The sequence below is a fragment of the Hymenobacter daeguensis genome (assembly GCF_054780555.1).
Genome location: NZ_BAAGWC010000002.1, coordinates 78,571 through 97,401, shown reverse-complemented (window position 1 = coordinate 97,401; position 18,831 = coordinate 78,571). Strand labels below are relative to the sequence as shown.

At 63.3% G+C, this 18,831-nt stretch carries 15 protein-coding genes; 4 read left to right on the top strand and 11 right to left on the bottom strand.

The genetic code is table 11. The features are described 5' to 3' along the window. Positions 1-2,766: a TonB-dependent receptor gene (locus tag ACYVHT_RS04085; protein WP_460548238.1), complete on the bottom strand. Its 2,766-nt coding sequence runs from the start codon at positions 2,764-2,766 to the stop codon at positions 1-3. A 54-nt stretch (positions 2,767-2,820) separates the two neighbouring features. Then, a complete protein-coding gene (locus tag ACYVHT_RS04080) occupies positions 2,821-3,573 on the bottom strand; it encodes a hypothetical protein (protein ID WP_460548236.1) in 753 nt (250 codons plus the stop codon). 368 nt (positions 3,574-3,941) lie between these two features. On the opposite strand from ACYVHT_RS04080, the gene ACYVHT_RS04075 reads away from it, so the two are divergent. Both ACYVHT_RS04075 and ACYVHT_RS04070 read left to right on the top strand, forming a co-directional pair. Further along, positions 3,942-4,685: a DUF4197 domain-containing protein gene (locus ACYVHT_RS04075; protein ID WP_460549057.1), complete on the top strand. Its 744-nt coding sequence runs from the start codon at positions 3,942-3,944 to the stop codon at positions 4,683-4,685. A 50-nt stretch (positions 4,686-4,735) separates the two neighbouring features. Beyond that, positions 4,736-5,347: a 3'-5' exonuclease gene (locus ACYVHT_RS04070; protein WP_460548233.1), complete on the top strand. Its 612-nt coding sequence runs from the start codon at positions 4,736-4,738 to the stop codon at positions 5,345-5,347. Here ACYVHT_RS04070 and ACYVHT_RS04065 read toward each other — a convergent pair. Together ACYVHT_RS04065 and ACYVHT_RS04060 are read right to left on the bottom strand one after the other, a co-directional pair. Beyond that, a complete protein-coding gene (locus ACYVHT_RS04065; protein ID WP_460548231.1) occupies positions 5,344-6,057 on the bottom strand; it encodes a LytR/AlgR family response regulator transcription factor in 714 nt (237 codons plus the stop codon). The genes ACYVHT_RS04070 and ACYVHT_RS04065 overlap by 4 nt on opposite strands. 258 nt (positions 6,058-6,315) lie before the next feature. Further along, positions 6,316-7,695, bottom strand: a complete 1,380-nt coding sequence (locus ACYVHT_RS04060) for an FAD-dependent oxidoreductase (RefSeq protein ID WP_460548229.1) — start codon at positions 7,693-7,695, stop codon at positions 6,316-6,318. A 195-nt stretch (positions 7,696-7,890) separates the two neighbouring features. Here ACYVHT_RS04060 and ACYVHT_RS04055 point away from each other — a divergent pair, with 195 nt between their 5' ends. Both ACYVHT_RS04055 and ACYVHT_RS04050 read left to right on the top strand, forming a co-directional pair. Beyond that, complete coding sequence (locus tag ACYVHT_RS04055; RefSeq protein ID WP_460548228.1) at positions 7,891-8,148, top strand: hypothetical protein; 258 nt, start codon at positions 7,891-7,893, stop codon at positions 8,146-8,148. 142 nt (positions 8,149-8,290) lie between these two features. Next, a complete protein-coding gene (locus ACYVHT_RS04050; protein WP_460548226.1) occupies positions 8,291-11,050 on the top strand; it encodes a TonB-dependent receptor in 2,760 nt (919 codons plus the stop codon). Positions 11,051-11,451: 401 nt separating this feature from the next. On the opposite strand, the gene ACYVHT_RS04045 is transcribed toward ACYVHT_RS04050, so the two are convergent. The 7 genes from ACYVHT_RS04045 to ACYVHT_RS04015 form a co-directional block, all read right to left on the bottom strand. Next, positions 11,452-12,051, bottom strand: coding sequence for an alpha-ketoglutarate-dependent dioxygenase AlkB family protein (locus ACYVHT_RS04045; protein WP_460548224.1), 600 nt, complete (start codon positions 12,049-12,051; stop codon positions 11,452-11,454). Positions 12,052-12,078: 27 nt separating this feature from the next. Further along, on the bottom strand, positions 12,079-12,780 hold the full coding sequence (locus ACYVHT_RS04040) for an eL24 family ribosomal protein (protein WP_460548222.1): 702 nt from the start codon (positions 12,778-12,780) through the stop codon (positions 12,079-12,081). A 79-nt stretch (positions 12,781-12,859) separates the two neighbouring features. Then, positions 12,860-14,149 (bottom strand): kynureninase, encoded by a 1,290-nt coding sequence (gene kynU / locus ACYVHT_RS04035; protein ID WP_460548220.1) that lies wholly within the window; start codon positions 14,147-14,149, stop codon positions 12,860-12,862. A 45-nt stretch (positions 14,150-14,194) separates the two neighbouring features. Next, positions 14,195-15,244, bottom strand: a complete 1,050-nt coding sequence (locus ACYVHT_RS04030; protein WP_460548218.1) for an amidohydrolase family protein — start codon at positions 15,242-15,244, stop codon at positions 14,195-14,197. A 24-nt stretch (positions 15,245-15,268) separates the two neighbouring features. Further along, a complete protein-coding gene (locus tag ACYVHT_RS04025; RefSeq protein WP_460548216.1) occupies positions 15,269-16,642 on the bottom strand; it encodes a hypothetical protein in 1,374 nt (457 codons plus the stop codon). Between the two features lie 59 nt (positions 16,643-16,701). Next, positions 16,702-17,235: a 3-hydroxyanthranilate 3,4-dioxygenase gene (locus tag ACYVHT_RS04020; RefSeq protein WP_460548214.1), complete on the bottom strand. Its 534-nt coding sequence runs from the start codon at positions 17,233-17,235 to the stop codon at positions 16,702-16,704. 34 nt (positions 17,236-17,269) lie between these two features. Further along, positions 17,270-18,814: a DUF2079 domain-containing protein gene (locus ACYVHT_RS04015; RefSeq protein ID WP_460548212.1), complete on the bottom strand. Its 1,545-nt coding sequence runs from the start codon at positions 18,812-18,814 to the stop codon at positions 17,270-17,272. Positions 18,815-18,831: the final 17 nt, after the last annotated feature.

Sequence of the window (18,831 nt, the reverse complement as noted above, 5' to 3'; positions counted from 1 at the left end):
TTAAAACTTGAAATTATAGGAAATCGTCGGAATCGGATTGCCGAAAATCGACAGCTGGTAGCCTTTGATTTGCCCGTTCACCGATTTGAAATAGACCGAGTACGGATTGCGCCGGCCGGTGAGGTTGTACACGCCCACCGTCCAGGAGCTGTGGGCCAGCTTCTTCACCTTGTGGCTGCCTTCGATGTTAACAGCCAGGTCGATGCGCAGGTAGTCGGGCACGCGGTAGGCATTGCGGTCGGAGTAGAGCACGCGCAGCGAATTGCCGAGGTAGTACTTGGCCAGCGGCAGCGTGATGGGCCGGCCGGTGCTGTAGTTGAAGTTCAGCGAGGTGCTGAAGCGGCGGCTGAAGCGGTAGTTGCCGACCAGGTTGAAGTCGTGCGGCTTGTCGAAGTTGCTGGGGTAGTACTGGCCGCCGTTCACCATGTCTTCGGTGGTAGCGGCGTTCACCTGCACCAGTGAGCGGGAGTAGGTATAGCCCACCCAGCCGTTGAGCTTGCCGGTGAGCTTCTTCACGAACACCTCCACACCGTAGGCCTTGCCCTGGGCGTTGATGATGTCGGTTTCGATGTGGTGGTTGAGCACCAGCGTGGCTCCGCTCTTGTAGTCCACGAAGTCGTTCAGCTTCTTGTAATAGCCCTCGATGGACGTTTCGATGGTGTTATTCTTGAAGTTGCGGTAGTAGCCCACCGAATACTGGTCGCCCACCTGCGGCCGGATGTTGTTGTCGCTCAGCTTCCACACGTCCGTGGGCGATACCGAAGCCGTATTCGAGAGCTGGTGGATGTACTGGCGGGTGCGGGTGTAGCTGGCCTTCACCGACGAATGGTCGTTGAGCGAGTAGCGGGCCGAGAGGCGGTATTCCGGCCCGTGGTAGGTGGCCAGCACCTTGTTGGAGCCGTAGCTGACCGTGTCGGTAATAGAGGCTTCGGAGCGCGACTCGCCCGGCGCGTACTGGTACACCGAGCGCGGCCCCAGCGCCTGAAACAGCGAGTAGCGCAGGCCCGCCGACACCGAAAAGCGCGGCGTGATGTCGAACCGGTCCGACAGGTAGAGGGCGCTTTCCAGGCCGCGCTCCTGGCCCAGCACGTCGGGCTTTATCAGCGAGGCATCGCCGCGCGGCTGCAGGCTGCCGGGGTCGATGACGTAAAGCTGCGAGCTTACCCCGAAGTCCACCGTGTGACGGGAGTTGGGGAAGTAGCTGAAATCAGCTTTCAGGCCGCCCTGGTTGATGGCGTATTTGAGCTGCGAGGCCGTGACGGGGTTTTTCTGGCTCGTCACGTCGTAGTCGTAGTGGCTGTAGGTGCCCGTCAGCACCCCGTAAAACTGGTTGGTGAAGCTGTGTCGCCACTTCAGCGTCCCGGTCTGGTTGGTGTAGTGGTAGGTGGTGTCGCTGGCCAGCCGGAACCGGTCGGAGCTAAAGTAGCCGGTGGCGTAGATGGAGTTCCTGTCGTTGATTTCGTGGCTGACGTGGGCCGTGATGTCGTAGAACGCGGCCGAGCTTTGCGAAAAGTTCTTATCGCTCAGCTGCTTCAGAATCCAGTCGGAGTAGCTGGCCCGGCCGCTGACGATGAACGAGCTTTTGTCCTTCACCAGCGGGCCTTCCAGCGTGAGGCGGCTGGTGAGCGGCCCGATGCCGCCCGAGCCGCCAATCTTTTTCTTGTTGCCCTCACGCGTCGTAATGTCCAGCACCGACGACAGCCGCCCGCCGTACTTGGCCGGGATGGCGCTTTTGTACAGCTCCACGCCCTGCAGAATGTCGGGGTTGAAGGCCGAGAAAAAGCCGAACAGGTGCGATGGGTTGTAGATGGTCGCGTCGTTGAACAGAATCAGGTTCTGGTCGGTGGCGCCGCCGCGCACGTTGAGGCCGGTGCTGCCCTCGCCCACCGTTTTCACGCCGGGCAGCGTCATCACCACCCGCAGAATGTCGGTTTCGCCAAAGGCCGTGGGCACCTGGCGCATGGTCTTGATGTCGAGCTTTTCCACGCCCATCTGCATCCCCGATACGTTCTTGTCCTTCTCAGCTTCCACCACCACTTCCTTCAGGGTCACAATGTCTTCCTCCACCTCAATCTCCAGCTTGCCGTTGCCTTGCAGCACCACCTGGCGCCTGGTGTTTTTGATGCCCACGCCCCGGATTTTGAGGTCGTAGCGGCCGGGCGGCATGGTCAGGGAGAAGTAGCCAAACTGGTCGGTGCTGGCCCCGATGTTGGGCGATTCCGAGTAAATCGAAGCCCCAATCACCGGCTCGCCCGACTTCTGCTCGCGGATGTGGCCGGCCAGCGTCACGCGGCTGGCCCCGCTGCCGCCCGTGCCAATGGTGTACACCTTATACTCCGAGGCGCTCACCAGGTGCGAGCGGCCCGCCGGCCCGGTGGGCGCGGTTTCTTCCTCGACGGCCACTGCGCCGGTGGTGCGGGCCTGGTAAAAATCGTCGGCCAGTGCCGGGTTGATGGCCACGTCCCTGGTCACAAACACGCGGTGCTCGTCGTCGATGGCGAACTTGAACACCGTGTTTTGCAGGGCCTGGTAAAACACGGCCTGCACCGGCCAGGCGCGGGCATCGATGGTCACGAACAGGCTGTCGACCACGGCCGGGTCGAAATACACCTTGTAGTCGGTCTGGGATTCTACCTGCCGCGCCAGCTGCTCGAAGGGCAGGCGCGTGAACGTGCCGGTCACGGTTTTCTCGGCTTGCTGTCCGTGGCTGCGAAGGCCGCAAAACAGGAAAAACAGCGCCAAAAGCGCAGGGTAAGCGTGCTTCATTGCAACGGCAAAAAATTGGCGGAAAGGAAACCCGGGCGGGCAGAAAGCCGGCGGCTACTGCTTGGGCAGGCTGCAGTAGTAAGCCGCCAGCGCCACAATGGAAGCCTCGCGCTGCGCCTTGCTGAAGCGCAGCTTGTGCTCCTGTAAATACTTCTGCATGTCCTTGCTGCGGTCGGCAAACAGGTGCATGGCCGCCGACTTGCTGGCCACCGGGTAGTAGCGGCCGGCCTTTTCAATAAAGAGCTTGTCGGCCGACGTAAACTCCACGTCGATAAACGTTTGGTTGATGTGCTCCTGCAGGCGCTTGCTGCGCCGGGCCAGCACCTGCACCGTGCTGTCGAGCAGCACCTCGTAGTAGCCCGTCCGGATGACGCTGCGCGAGGCGCTGTCGGCCACCAGCCGCGTAAAGCGGTGGCTGCCAATGGTAAATCCCGTCACTTTTTCGTTGATGAGGCGCAGCGTAAGCGGGCTCTGCGGCGGGGAAAGCACCACCTGGTCGAGCACCACATCGTAGTTCAGCGGTACGTTGCTGAAGGTGTGCTGATTATACGCCACGCTGCCGGCTTCCTTCTCGGTCGAAAGGAAAAACTGGTGGCCCGTGCGGGCATGGTACGGCTTGGAGTAGTCGAGGTATTCGGGGCCGCTGTACAGCTCCGGATGGTTCGCAAAGGCGCCGGGATACTGCTGCCGGGCCACGGCCGTCGTGGCCGCCACATCAACCGGCGGGGCGGCCGGCTGCGCCGTGGCGGGCCGGGCAAACGCAAGCAGACCCGGCAATAGCAGGAAGGTAACAGGAAAGGTTTTCATAGGAGGAAGGACCTGGCAGCACATGCCAATATGCTAAGCTATGACTTAAGCCCAAATTCAACACAGTATCATTCGTTTTATATATAGAGCAAGCGTTGAAAACGCTGTCTTTGGGCTGGAACGGTAAGCTGAGCAGTTGCGACCTGAGCAGGAAGGAGCAGGGGCACAAGTAGCCTAAAACCGGTTCGGATTCGACCGATAGATGTGGCCGCCTGGTCGCGGGAGGCAGCGGGTGGTCGATAACCCGGCCCACTGCCGGGGGGCTACGGCTAGGTTTGCAGGGCCTGGCCCCGTGTTTGTCTATTGAAAGTGAAAGCAAAAGCCCTGGCCGGGCCGCTTGTGTGCTACCTAAATCCTGCTTCGTCGTGATGAATAAGCTTTTTCTATTCCTGCTGCTGGCATTGTCGGCGGTTTCCTTCTCCGCCTCGGCCCAGTTCACGCTGCCCAAAATCGGCAACATCAAGCTGCCCACGCTGCCCAAAGCCGGCACTGCCACCGCCCCCGGCGGCGTGAGCAACACCGAGGCTGCCAGCGGCCTCAAGGAAGCCCTTATCCAGGGCATCACCAAAGGCGCCGACCAGGCGTCGCAGAAGGACGGCTTCAACCTGAACTCCTTCATTCACATTCCCTTCCCGCCCGATGCCCAGCGCGTGGCCACCACCCTGCGCAGCATCGGGCTGGGCAGCCAGGTCGATAAGTTTGAGCTGAGCCTGAACCGGGGGGCCGAAGCCGCCGCCCAAAGCGCCAAGCCCATTTTTCTGAATGCCATCAAGAGCCTGACCTTCACGGATGTGTGGAATATTCTGACCGGCCAGAAAGACGCGGCCACGCAGTACCTCAAGCGCACCACCAGCAGCCAGCTCAGCACGGCTTTCCAGCCCATCATGCAGCAAAGCCTCGACCAGGTGGGGGCCACCAAATACTACACCCAACTGAGCACCACCTACAACAAGCTGCCGCTGGTGCAGCCCGTGCAAACCGACCTCAACCAGTACGCCACCGGCAAGGCCATCGACGGCCTGTTCACGCTCATCGCCCAGGAGGAAGCCAACATTCGCGAAAACCCCGTGGCCCGCACCACGGCGCTGCTCAAAAAGGTGTTTGGCAGCTGAGCCAGGGCGTGAAGGTGGCGGCTATGGGCGCGGAGCCGTACACTTGCGCTATGCGCTACGTTTCCCTCGACCTCGAAACCTCCGGCTCGAACCCCGCCCGCCATCAGGTGCTGGAGCTGGCCGCCGTGCTTGAAGACAGCCGCCGCCCGCTGCCGCTGGCCGAGCTGCCCGCCTTCCGCCGCGTGGTGCGCCACCCCGAATACGTGGGCACCGCCGGCGCCATTGCCCTCAACGCCCGCCTGTTTGAAGAGCTGGCCCGCAAGGAGCCCAACCCCGAACTGTGCACGCCCGCCGAGCTGCTGCCGCAGCTGCGCGAGTTCCTGCTGCTCCACGGCTTCCGGCCCGATAAGAACGACTGCGTGCGCGTGACCATGGCCGGCAAGAACATTGCCGTCTTCGACCTGGGCTTTCTCCGGGAGCTGCCCGGCTACGGCACCCTGGTGCAGGCCGAGCCCGCCATGCTCGACCCGGCCGTGTTCTACCTCAACTGGCACAAAGACTCGCGCCTGCCCAGCATGAGCATCTGCAAGGCCCGCGCCGGCCACGGCCGCGACGTAGCCCACGTAGCCTTGGCCGATGCACTGGACGTGGTGCGCCTGCTCCGCCCGTTCTACGAGCTGCCGGTATATAAGCAGGTGGAGTCTGCTGCGCCCGGGGCCTAAATCCGCTGCAGGCTCTTATAGAAACTCTCCTGATACGACTTGCCGATGGGCACAAAGTGCCCGCCGTGCAGGTTGGCCGTGTTGTCCTCGATGGACTCGATGTGCTGGGTGTTCAGCAGGTAGCTGCGGTGCACCCGCGTGAAGTTGGGGAACTGGCTGAGCCGGGTTTCCAGGGCCTTGAGCGTGGTGTACACAATGTACTTGTGCTTGGGCGTCACAATGTTGACGTAGTCGGACAACGCTTCCACGTACAGCACTTCGTCGAAGTTGATGCGGACCATGCGGCTGTTCACCTTCACGAAAAGGTCGGCGTTGGCGGGGCTTTCGGCGGCCGGGGCCACAGCGGCGGCGGCAGCTTGCGCGGGCTTCACGCGCTGCACGGCCTGCGTGAAGCGGGCAAAATCGAACGGCTTCACCAGGTAGTCGGTCACGCGCAGCTCGAAGGCATCGACGGCAAAATCCTGCCGGGCGGTGGTGATGATAACCGCCGGCGGGTCCGTCAGCACGCGCAGCAGCTCCAGGCCGTTCAGGTGCGGCATTTCGATGTCCAGAAACAGGATGTCAACCTTATTGCCCTCGCGGAAAAAAGTAAGGCCGGCAATGCCATCGGCCAGCGAGGCCGTCAGCGTCAGGTTCGGCGTGAGCTCAACGTAATGTTCAAGAGTCAGACGGTTAATTTCGTCGTCGTCGATAATGGCGCAAGTCATCATAGAAAAAGGGAAGAGGCAGAGTAGCAGAGCCAACGACCGGGAGCACCAGGTCGTTCGCCGGTATAAAGTAACCACTCAATGGGCGAAACACGACAATAATCCAATTGCTGAATCCCGGCCGGAAAAGCACGGGCGGCTATAGTTTTCGTAAAGGGCACATTACTAGCGCCTGGACGGGTTTAGCGCTTCTGCTTACCGTTCCCGTAAGGGCTGCGCCCTTTTTTCGCCCATGGTTTTTTGGGGTGGCCCTGCCCTTGGCTACGGCTTCGCAGTCATTTCCTGTTGCACCAGGGCCTGCACTTCGGGCCGGTCAAAGTCGGCTTCGGCCTGAATGTGGGGCATGAGGCGGGCCATGATGGCATCCTGGCGCTGGCCGGCGGCCCAGGCCTCGGCGTAAGGCGTGTGCGAGAACGTGACCTGGGAGTAGAGGGGCGTCCAGCGGCCGGGGTACTGGGCCGAGATTCTGGCCTCAATCTTTTTCTGGAGCAGGAAGCGCGGGTCGGCCACGCGGTCGCGCATCTCCACGAAGTTGTACACGGCCAGGTCGGCCATGGCGTCGGTGTTGGGCTTGCGCTGCTGCTGAAATTCGCTTAAAATGACGGGCCAGTCGGCATCGCCGTGCTGGTCGAGCAGCTCGTTGAGCACGCTGCAGTCCTCGAAGCCGGCGTTCATGCCCTGCCCGTAGAAGGGCACAATGGCGTGCGAGGCATCGCCGAGCAGCAGCACGTCGTCGCCGAACTTCCACGGGAAGCAGCGAATGGTGACCAGCGAGCCCGTGGGATGCGCGAAAAACTCTTCTTCCAGCGCCGGCATCAGCGGCACGGCATCGGGGAAGACGCGGGTGAAAAAGGCCGTCACGTCGGCCGGGGTTTGCAGCGCGGCAAAGCTTTCGGGCCCCTCGTAGGGGAAGAAGAGCGTGCAGTTGAAGGAACCGTCGAGGTTGGGCAGCGCAATCATGAGGTACTGCCCGCGCGGCCAGATGTGCAGCGCGTTTTTCTCAATCTGCCACGCGCCATCGGGGCCGGCCGCAATGGTCAGCTCCTTGTAGCCGTATTCGAGGTAGTCCTGCGAATAGTCGTAGCGGTCAGTCTTTTGCAGCGCCCCGCGCACGGCCGAGAACGCGCCGTCGGTGCCGAACAGGCGGGTGTACGTTGCCGTGTGCTCCTGGCGGGTGGCCGTGTCGAGCAGGTGCAGCTCCTGCTGCTTCAGGTCGATGCCCAGGCACTGCTGGCCGAAGTGCAGGCGCACGTTGGGCTGGGCCTCGGCCAGGTCGAGCAGGCGGCGGTTGAGGTGGCCCCGGTTCACGGAGTAGATGGCCTGGTCGGCCACGCCGTAGGGCTGGCGGGTGAGGTTGCCGTGCACGTCGTGCATCACGCGGCCGGTCATCGGGATGCCCACCTGGCGGATGTCGTCGCCCACGCCCACGCCCTCCAGGGCCCGCCAGCCCCGGTCCGAGAGCGCCAGGTTGATGGAGCGCCCCTCCTGAAACCCCGCGCGGCGCGGGTCGGCCCTCCGCTCAAATACCTCGACGGGGTGGCCCCGACGGGCCAGGTACAGCGACAGCAGGGAGCCAACCAGGCCGGCCCCCATTACGGTGAGCGATTCGGCGGTGGGAGCGGGCGGGGCGGGGGCAAGCATAAGCAGGGGGAGTTGGGTGTGGAACGGCGAAACTACTACCCGGCGAGCGTTCAACCCGACAAGGCTATTGTGCAATGGGACTGACTGGCTAAGGAGAATAACTCGTCGCGTAAAGAATCCAGTTTGTCGTAAAATTCATACTATGGGCAACCGGTGCCGGACCTTTGACGAATTATAACTAAAATGCTTTTGGCTATGACTCATTTTCGTTTTCGGTACAAGCGCGTAGGGTACATGCGGTGGCGCTGCCGCTCGGCCAGCCGGCGGGCCGCACTGCTGGTGTTGCCCCTGACAATGGCCGCGCAGTACGCGCCGGCCACGGCCTCCTGGCGGCGCACCATTCCTAAGTTTGTGCCCATGCCCATCCCGCACTCCGTATTAAGAATTGGAGATTTTGTGGTAGGCGAAGAAGGCGACCCGCAGTTGAGCGGCCATCCAAACATTCGATATTAAGTGGCTATTGGTCAGGGAAATTAAATAAAAAATGAAAAAATTGTAATGACTGAATATTGAGCACGCTGGGAAAAGAAAAAAATAGTAGGTTTGCATACTATTTTTAAAAATTCCCTCAATGCGCCAGTATTACTTTTTAATTATGTGGTGCCTGCTGCTGCCCTTTAGCAGCCAGGCGCAGGTACCCCAAACCATCAGCGGCACCGTGCAGACGGAGGCCGGAATGGCCCTGCCAGGGGCCACCATCTTCTTCAAAGGCACCTACACCGGGGGCAGCACCAACGAGGAAGGCCAGTTTCAGGTAAAAGCGGATTTTTCCAAGGGGCCACTCGTGCTTTCGGTGTCGTTTATCGGCTACGAGACGCAGGTGCTGACCCTCAACCAGCCCGATAATGCGCTGATGGTGACGCTGCGGCCCAGCGCCGTGCTCGACCAGGTGGTGGTGGCCGCTTCCCGCGTGGAAGAAAACATCGGGCAGGTGCCCGTGACGGTGGAAAAGCTCAGCCAGCGGCAGGTAGAGCAGATTACCACTCCCGATTTGGTGGCCGGGCTGGGCCGTTTCAAGGGCATCGACGTGAGCAGCTCCAGCTTGCTCACCACCAGCTTCAGCACGCGGGGCTTCAACTCGTCGCGCTCGGAGCGGGTTATTCAGCTCTCCGATTACATGGACACCCAGCTGCCCAGCCTGAGCAGCTACTTCGGCAACCTGTTGGGCACGCCGGTGCTCGACGTGGCCAGCGTGGAGATTGTGCACGGCCCGGCTTCGGCCCTCTACGGTGCCAACGCCTTCAACGGCGTGCTGCTCACCAACTCGAAAGACCCTTTTAAAGACCCGGGCCTGACGGTGCGCCTGCGCGGCGGCACCCGCGACCTGCTGGACGGCCAGCTGCGCTACGCCGTGAAGCTGGGCGAGCGGGTGGCCTTCAAAATCGCGGGCGGGGCGACCGTGGCCGACGATTTTATTGCCGACAACCAGGACGCGACTTCGACGCTGATTGAGGCCGGCAACAACGCCGCCGGCTCGAACCTGGGCTACGACGCGGTGAGCCGCTACGGCGACCTCGGCAACACGTTTACCACGGGCGCGCTGGCTGGCAAAACCGTGTTTCTGCCCGGCTACACGGAGGGCGAGCTGATTGCGGGCGACAACAAAACCCGCTCCTACAAGATTGCGCCCAGCCTGGCGGTGCTGCTCACCAACAGCATCAAAGCCACGCTCGACTACAAGTTTACGCAGGCCAATACCACCTACCAGAGCGCCAGCCGCTACCGCTTCGTCAACGGCGGGGCGCACCAGGGCCGGGTGCAGCTGGAAGGCCGCAACTGGTTTGTGCGGGGCTTTACTACCCACGACTATTCCGGCGGGCGCGACCCGCTCACCGATGGGTCGTACAACCTGGGCTTTCTGGGTGCTTACCTGCAAACGCAGATTGTGCCGAATTTCTTCGTGCCCAACAGCAGCGGCAGCGGGGTGCATCCCGGCAGCTACGCCGAGCGCTACTTCGGCACCTACGCGGCGGCCTACAACCAGGCTTATGCCGCCAACGGCAGCAATGCCGACGCCGCAGCGCTGGCCGCCCGCAACTTTGCCAACGCCAACGCGCCCTTTCTGAAGCCCGGCACGCCCGACTTCGACGCGGCCCGCAACCAGATTATTCACAACCCCACGCCGGGCCAGGGCGCGCGCCTGGTGCTGCGCTCGGTGCTGAACGAAGGCAGCGGGCAGTACACGTTCAACAACAGCTTTGCCGATGTGACCGTGGGCGGGGCCTACCGCCAGTTTCTGCTGGGCTCCGATGGCAGCCTGTTTGAAGACACCCGCGACGGCGACCGCATCAAAAACTACGAGTACGGCGCGTATGCCCAGGCCAGCAAAACCCTGCTCGACAGCCACCTGAAGCTGGCCGCTGCCGGCCGCGTCGACCGGTTTCAGAACTTTGGCACGGCGTTTTCGCCCCGGGCATCGGCGGTGTACTCGCTGGGGGCTGATAAGCTGCAGAACTTCCGCGTGAGCTTCAGCCGCGCCTTCCGGGCGCCCACGCAGAACGACCAGTACATCAAGCTCGATGTGGGCCGGGCGGTGCTGCTGGGCAACGTGCGCGGCGGCTTCCTGGGCTACACGCCCGCGCTGGGCAGCCGCCTGGCCGTCGACCCCACCATCCTCGCGCCCACCCGGGCCGCCGAGCTGGCCGCCTACGAATACAGCGGCCCCGCCCTCAAGCTGGAAGAAGTGAACAGCTACGAAGCCGGCTACCGCGCCCAGTTCTTCAAGAAGCTGTACGTGGACGTGGACTACTTCTACAACCGCTACAACAACTTCATTGCCACGCAGAACTTCATCGGCAACCTGGATGGCAGCCGGCCCACGGCCGCCCAGCTGGGCGCCGGCGCCGGGGTGCGCTTCCAGAGCCCGGTGCTGGCCAACGGCACGGCCAACAACACCCGCATCATCCAGATTGCGGCCAACGTGGACCAGCAGGTGGAAAGCCAGGGCGCCGGCCTCACGCTCAGCTACGCCTTCGCGCCGGCCCTGACCGTGAACGGCAACTACAGCTACAACGTCCTGCTGACGAAGACCTTCAAGGAGGGCACGCAGTCGTTCTTCAACACGCCGCGCCACAAGTTCAACCTCGGCCTCGACGGCCAGGCCCTGGACCGGGCCCTGAGCTACAACGTGAACTACCGCTGGGTCGACAGCTTCCTGTATGAGTCGACCTTTGCCACCGGCACCGTGCCCATGGCCCAGACCGTGGACGCGCAGGTGGGCTACACCGTGAAGAGCCTGCACACCACCCTGCAGGTGGGCGCCACCAACGTCTTCGACGCTCCCAACCTGCAGGTGTACGGCGCGCCCAGCTACGGCCGCATCGGCTACGTCGGGCTGCTGTTTGATATTAAATAGAGAAAAAATATTCCGGTTGGAAAAAGCCCCTGTCGGTTTCCGGCAGGGGCTTTTTTTTATAAGCCGCGGGTGTCCGGTGAATTTAACGGATGAGCTTAGCGGACAAGGTGGTACGCTCCTTGTAAATGGCCGGGCACCGCAGCTCCGACCAGCTGACTACGGTTGAGTTTATCAATTCACCTGCTAATCTGCTCGTTTATGCCTCGTTCCGTCAAACCGTGCCGCCCTGCGTCGTTTGCCCCCCAGCCCGATGCGCCCCTGCCCGTTGAGGAACCTCCGGCTGCCCGTGCCGCTGCCACCGCACCCGCGGTGCCAGCCCCAGTCCCGGTCCTGCGCGTGGGCGAGTACCAGATAGGCGAGGTGTTCTGCCCGCATCTGTGCGGCCACCCGGACATTCGCTATTAATGGGCGGCGGGCGTCACCCACCGGAAGGTGAGGTTGAGGCGCGGGCCCACCGGGCGGGCCGTTTTGGGCAGCGCGTGCTGCCAGTGCTGCTGGGTGGGGCCGCGCATGAGCAGCAGGCTGCCAGTGGGCAGGTCGAGGCTGAGGGGCGCGTGCGGCAGCCCGGCGCGGGGCCGCAGGCGGAAGCGCCGCGTGGCCCCGAGGCTGAGCGAGGCAATGGCCGGCGCGGGGCCCAGCTCAGGCTCGTCGTCGGCGTGCCAGCCCATGCTGTCCTGGCCGGTGCGGTAGAGGTTCAGCAGCACGCTGTTGAAGCGCGCGCCGGTGGCGGCCTCTACGCGCTGGCGCAGGGCTGATAGCGCGGGCGACCAGGGGCGGGGCTCCCAGCGCAGGCCGGAGTAGGCGTAGCGCGCCTCGGCATCGCCGTACCAGGCGGTGAGGCGCGGCTGCGGCATTTGCTGGCCGAAGATGCGAATGGCGCGCTGCTCCCAGGCGGTTTCAGCGGTAAGCTGGGCGAGCAGGGCTGTGGCCTCGGTGGCTGAGAGAAAGGACGCATCGTACAGCAAATCGGCCTGGGGCAGCGGCAAAGGGACGAGTGCCATGTCGGAATGCCGGTAAAACGCGGCGGGCTACTGTTTGGGCATCATCTTTTCAAACTGCTGCTGCACTTCTTTGGGCTGTTGCCGAATGATGTAGGAGGCAATTTTGGGGGCACTCCACATCAGCAGCATGCACACCACCACCGGCCCCAGAATGCTGCGGCTGCGGAAAGGAATGTTGCCCACGTAGCGCGGCCAAAACCACAGCACGTAGATGAGCGCCGCCGAAACATTGAGCAGCAAGGTGCCCCACACAATGCTCAGCCCCAGGCCCATCACCAGCATATTCACAAAGAAGGAGCCCATAAACCCATAGACGATGATGAACAGGCCGAGGCCCAGCACCGCCTGCTTCCGGCCCAGGCGGTACAGGTTCATGCACATCAGCACGCCGCCCACCAGCAGGGTCGGAATGGAAAACAGCACGATGCTGATGGGCGAATACAAAGCCGGGCCAGCGGCCTCCGCCGCTTCCGGGTCGGTTTCGATGGCCGCCTCGGTGGCGGTTTCGCGGCGCTCGGCCTCGGCAGCTTCGTCGAGGGTGCGCTGGGCGGCGGCTCCGGCTTCCAGGCCGGGGCGCAGGGCCGCTTCTTCGGGGGCGGGCTGGCCCCGGCGGCGCAGCTCGTCGAGGGCCGCGAGCACGGCGGCCTCGCGGTATTGGACATGGCCGGTCACGTATTCGCGCAGGGCCGCGTCGGTCTTGAGCAGCATCTTGGCGGCGTAATCTTCCATTTTCAATGGGTGAATGGGTGAATGAGCGAATGAGTGAATGAGCGAATGGGTGAATGAATGGCGAGGGCGCAAATGACGGTTATTCACCCATTCGCTCATTCACCCATTGCCGCAACGCGGCCCCCACGCGCTCCACGTCCTCAAACGAATTATAGAGCGGCACGGGTGCCAGACGGATGACGTTGGGCTCGCGCCAGTCGGCGATGATGCCCTGGGCGGCCAGGAAATCGAACAGCTCGCGCCCGCGCTCGTGCACCAGCACCGAGAGCTGACAGCCGCGCTGGGCCGGGTCGGCGGGCGTGATGATTTCGAGCTTGTCAGCCGGCAGGCCGAGGCCGCGAATCAGGCCTTCGAGGTGGGCGGTGAGCTGCTCGCTCTTGCGGCGCAGCGCAGCCATGCCGCCGGCGCGGTCCACGATGTCGAGGCTGGCGCGGTGAATGGCCATCGGGAAAATCTGGGCGTTGGAGAGCTGCCAGCCGGCCGCGCCGGGCATGGGCCGGAAGCCTTTCTTCATCTGGAAGCGCACCGAGGCATCGTGGCCCCACCAGCCGGCCAGCCGCACGAGGTCGGGCCGGTTGGCAAACCGCTCGTGCACAAACACGCCCGACGTGCCGCCGGGGCCGGAGTTCAGGTATTTATAAGTGCACCAGCAGGCAAAGTCCACGTCCCAGTCGTGCAGCTGCAGGTGAAGGTTGCCGGCCGCGTGGGCCAGGTCGAAGCCCACGTAGGCGCCCACGGCGTGGCCGGCTTTGGCAATGGCCGCCATGTCGAAGGCCTGCCCGGTGTAGTAGTTCACCCCGCCGATGAGGATGGTGGCGAGCGAGTCGCCCAGCTCGGCGATTTTAGCCAGAATGTCCTCGGTGCGCAGGGTGTGCTCGCCGGGGCGCGGCACCAGCTCCACAATGGCGTCGTCGGGGTCGAGGTTGTGCAGGCGGGCCTGGCTTTCGATGGCGTACTGGTCCGACGGGAACGCGCCGCCTTCCATCAGAATCTTGTAGCGCGTGGCCGTGGGCCGGTAAAACGACACCAGCAGCAGGTGCAGGTTCACGGTCAGGTTGTTCATCACCACCACTTCCAGCGGCCGGGCGCCCACCAGCCGGGCCGTGGCCTCGGTGAGGGTGTCGTGGAAGTGCATCCAGAACGAGGGCGCGTGGAAATGGCCTTCCACGCCCAGCCGCTCCCAGGTGTCGAATTCCTGCTCGGCGGCGGCGCGGGCCGCTTTGGGCATCAGGCCCAGCGAGTTGCCGCAGAAGTAGGCCACCGGGCGGCCATCGGGGCCGGGCGGCAGGTGAAACTCTTGGCGGAAAGCAGCCAGCGGGTCAGTAGCGTCGAGGTGGGCGGCGGTGGCGGAAGTAGCGGTGGCAGTCATGGCCGCAAAGGTCGGGGAAAAGGCCCTGCCGATGCTAACAAAAGGTTATGGCCTCAGCAGCGACCCCGCCCCGGCATCCAGCAGCGCGTGGCCAAAGCGTTCGGGCGTGAGGCCCAGCCAGTCCAGCGCGTTCTGGCCCAGCATGCGGGCCTTGATATCGTCCGAAAACGGCATGGACTTGATGAGCTGGCCCGGCTCCAGTTCGCCCAGCGGGAAGGGGTAGTCGGTGCCGAGCGTGATTTTATCGGCGCCGAGGGTTTTCACCAGGTAATCCAGCATCAGCGGGTCGTGCACCAGCGAATCGACCCAGAACCTGCCCAGGTACTTGCGCGGGTTGTGCGGGTTGTCGATGGCGCACAGGTCGGGGCGCACCTGCCAGCCGTGCTCGATGCGCCCGATGGTGCTGGCAAACGAGCCGCCGCCGTGGGCCACGGCCACGCGCAGGTTGGGCAGGCGCTCCAGCACGCCGCCGAATATCAATGAGCAGAGCGCCAGCGTGCTTTCGGCGGGCATGCCCACCAGCCAGGGCAGCCAGTATTTGGGCATTTTCCCCTGGGCCATCATGTCCCAGGGATGCACGAACACGCAGGCCCCCAACTCCTCGGCCGCCGCGAAAACCTCGAACAGCTCGGGCGCGTCGAGGTTCCAGTCGTTGACGTGCGAGCCAATCTGCACGCCGGCCAGCCCAATTTTCATGCAGCGCTCCAGCTCCCGGATGGCCAGGTCGGGCGCCTGCATCGGGATGGTGCCCAGGCCCACGAAGCGGGTGGGGTAGCGGCGCACCACGTCGGCAATGTGGTCATTTAGCAATTGGCTGAGGTCCAGGCAGTCCAGCGGCTGCGCCCAGTAGCTGAACATCACGGGCACGGTGCTCAGCACCTGCACCTGCACGCCAAACTGGTCGTACTCGCGCAGGCGCACGGCGGGGTCCCAGCAGTTGTCCTGCACTTCGCGGAAGAACTTGTCGTCCTGCATCATGCGGGCGCAGCAGGGCTTGTGGTGCTCCAGCCGGATGAAGCCGCCGTAGCCGTAGCGCTCCTTCAAATCGGGCCAGCGCTCGGGCAGAATGTGGGTGTGAATGTCGATGGAGAGCACGGGGCGGGGTGGGGTTAAACGAGGTTATTCAGAGCCAAAGAGCTTGTGCCATTCAACCGCAACATCGGTCTGCCAGTCCAGCATCCAAAACCGCTCCTTATACATTTTCCAGGTCATTTCGCAGCAGTCAATCAGCCCAATGGCATACTGTCGATTCTGGAACAAGCTGAGCACCAAAAGCGTGGCTATCAATGGCCCCCAGGCCCAGCGCAGCGGCCGCAGCCAGCGCTGCCAGAACGCGGCCATGCCAAAGGCCAGCATCGGATACAGGCTGATGAGCGCCCGGCCGCCGTAGCTGCCGCCGTAGCCCCAGTCCCACCAGCAAAACGTGACGTAGAAATAGATGGGCACCAGCACCAGCAGCGCGGGCAGCACCGGGGCTGCCCAGCGTCGCAGCCACAAAATGCCGAGCACCGAAAAGACCATCAGCGGCGAGTACACCAGCCAACCTTTGCGAATGCTGAAGATGCCCTCCCAGACGTGCGGGTCCTTAAAATTGAACGTTTCACCTTTGTAAAAAGGCACTACCCACACATCGCCGGCCAAGCGCCAGAACAAAAATTGCAGGCCGCCCACCAGCACCACCAGGGCCGGCACCAGCAGCGTCTGGCCCCAATGCTGCTGCCAAAACCGCAGCCGTCCGGCCACGGCCGCCCGGCTGGTGAGTCCCCACAACACAGGCACGCCCAGCAGCATGGCCTCCGAAGGGCGAATCAGCACCATGAGGCCGGCCACCAGGCCCAGGCAAAGCGCATCAGCAGTGCGTCCGCCTTCGTACCAGCGCCGCGTGTAGCGCAGCAGCAGAACGTTGGCCGTGAACAGCACCCCATGCGACATCAGCACCTCGTGCGAGGCGTAGGATAGCAGGTTGGTGCCCAAGCCGATAATCAGCAGGGTGAGTGCCGCCACATGGTCGGCAAAGTAGCGGCGCAGCTCCCTGCCTAACACCCACAGGCCCAGCAGCACATACGCCACGCAGCCCCAGGTCACCAGGTATTCGTACTGGTTTTCGTACCCAAGCGTCGCCCGTTCGCCCTGCACGAAATAAACGGCCCGTGCCAGAAAAAAGAACGGCGACCACGTTACTGCCATGCCCATGGGGTACTTAAAGACGGTATTGCCGTTGGGCAACACAACCAGATTTTGCTGGGGGTCAATGTTGGGCTGGTAAGCCTGACGGGCCGCTTTCACCCATTCGGCATTGCCCAGGTCGTGGGTGGTAAACGCCGACGGCAAGTAGAGGTAGTAGCCGCCCATGTCGCTGACGAATACCTGATTGTCCCGCCAGCGCGGCGACAGCTGCGTGAAACCAATCAGCAGCAGCGAAACGAAAAGCCAGACGTAGCCCGTGTGAGAAAAGTGTAGCAGCCCGCGCCGAGCGGTGGAGGGTTGGGTCATGAAATTCGGGACTGAATCGGTCGGGGAAGGGCCGGCGGCTGGTTCTGAAAGTATCGGAATTATTCGCTGGCGGCTACGGGCGCAGGCGCTTCCATGTAGGTGCCGCAGGTTGAGCAGGTGCGCTTGTCGTCGTCCAGCCAGAAGGCGTTCATGATGGGCGGCAGCTGGGTCACGATGTCGGTGATGAGGGCAAACTCCTCGTAGAGCTTGTGGCCGCAGTTTTCGCAGTACCACTGGAAGCCGTCCAGCTCGTCGGTGGTGCGGTAGCGCTCCAGCACCAGGCCCACGGTGCCGGCCGGGCGGCGCGGCGAGTGCGGCACGTAGGGCGGCAGCAGAAACATCTCGCCGGGCCCGATGGTGATGTCCACTGGCTTGCCATCCTCGATAATCTTGACGGTCATCGTGCCTTCGATTTGCCAGAACAGTTCCTCGCCGGCGTCCACGTGGTAGTCTTTGCGGGCGTTGGGGCCGCCCACCACCATCACAATAAAATCCTTGTTGTCCTTGAACACCTGCTGGTTGCCCACCGGGGGCTTCAGCAAATGACGGTGTTCGTCAATCCATTTCTGAAAGTTGAACGGGCGGGCTACCATGGGCGCAGAGGGGTTGGGTTATGGGAATGCGAATCTACTGCCGGGCACCGGGCCCGCGCGTGCTATCGTCTTCGACCAGCGCCCGTTTGGGATAGAAGCGCGGGCCGGTGGGCAGCGGGTGCAGGCGCTGCAATATCAGGAGCGGGCCATCTTCCAGCACCACGCGCCAGCGGCCGCTGGCCCGGTACTCGGCCAGCTGGGCGTCCAGCTCGGCCTCGGTGAGGGGGTAGGTGTTGGGGCTGCGCAGGGCGGCGATGTAGTCCACATCGGCCACGTAGGGAAACTGAAAGATGAACGGCCGCGCGGCCAGGTGCGGCACCAACTGCGTGGTGGCGCTCACGCGGGCATCGGCCGGAATCAGCTGCAAGCCCTTGTGCACCGCTGCCGCATCGAACTCGCGCTGGTAGTGCCGGCTCTTGAAGAATTGCGAAGCGGCTTTGTCGTAGTACGGCGACTTGCGCACCTGCATCGATACCACGGTGGCCGCCAGGCAGAGCACGGCCGCCCCGGCCGCCCATTTGGTGGCGCGCGGCGGGGCCAGCCGGGCCAGCCACTGGCTTACGGCCGCGTGCAGCACCGGCACAAACTCGATGGAATACTGGTAGTTGAGGCCCCAGTACATCACGTTGTCGGACAATAGTTTCTGCCCGTAGATGGGAGCCAGCATCAGCAGATAAGCCGGCCGGCGCAGCAGCGCCAGCCCGCCCGAAAGCAGCACCATGGTGTGCAGCTCCAGCTTCACAAAGTTGCCATCAGCAGAGGCCAGGTGGTTTTTAAACAGCAGTCCGATGACGTAGAACGGGCGCGTGAACAGCGTTTTCACCATCTCGCCGGGCGAGGAGCCGAGGGCGGCGTACACGGTTTGGTAGCGGTACACCAGGCCACCGCTCAGGGCCGGAATCACCACGCCGGATATCACCACGAAGTACACGGCCGCGCCCGCCACCACGGCCAGCGCCCAGCGCCGCCGCGCCGGCTCGCGCCAGTGCAACAGGGCCAGCCCGAGGGCGATGAACACCAGCCAGAGGGCCATGTTTTCCTTGGTCACGGCCATCAGCACGGCAACAATGGTGGCCCGGCCGCGCCGGTCGGCTTCAAAATAATAGAAGAGCCAAGGCAGCAGCATGGCCGCAATCACGTTGTCGTGGTAGTCGAAGGCCAGGGCCGAGTAAATGCCCCAGGTGCTCAGAAACAGCACCAGCAGCCACAGCGCGGCGGCCGGCTGGGTGCCCTGCGTGCGCTGCCAGTGCAGCCGAAACGAGCCGTAGCCGCCCAGCAGCAGCACCGCAATTTGCACCAGCAGCAGGGTGTAGGAGCCAAACACCCAGTACAGCGGCCCCCACAGCGGCTGAAACAGCGTGAAATGGTCGCCAAACATGTCGTTGTAGCGAATGACGGAGCTGGCCTCCCGGCGGAAGTGCGCGTAGTCCCACACGGCCTGGTTGTAGATGCCCAGGTCGAAGGCCGAGGTGCGGAACAGGTAGTGGTTCACCAGCGACAGCAGCCCGTAGGCCACGCCGAAAAGGGCGAGCACCAGCGCCACGCGCCGGGTAGGTAGCTTTGCCTGCGATAACAACACGGTCTAAATTCGTCAGA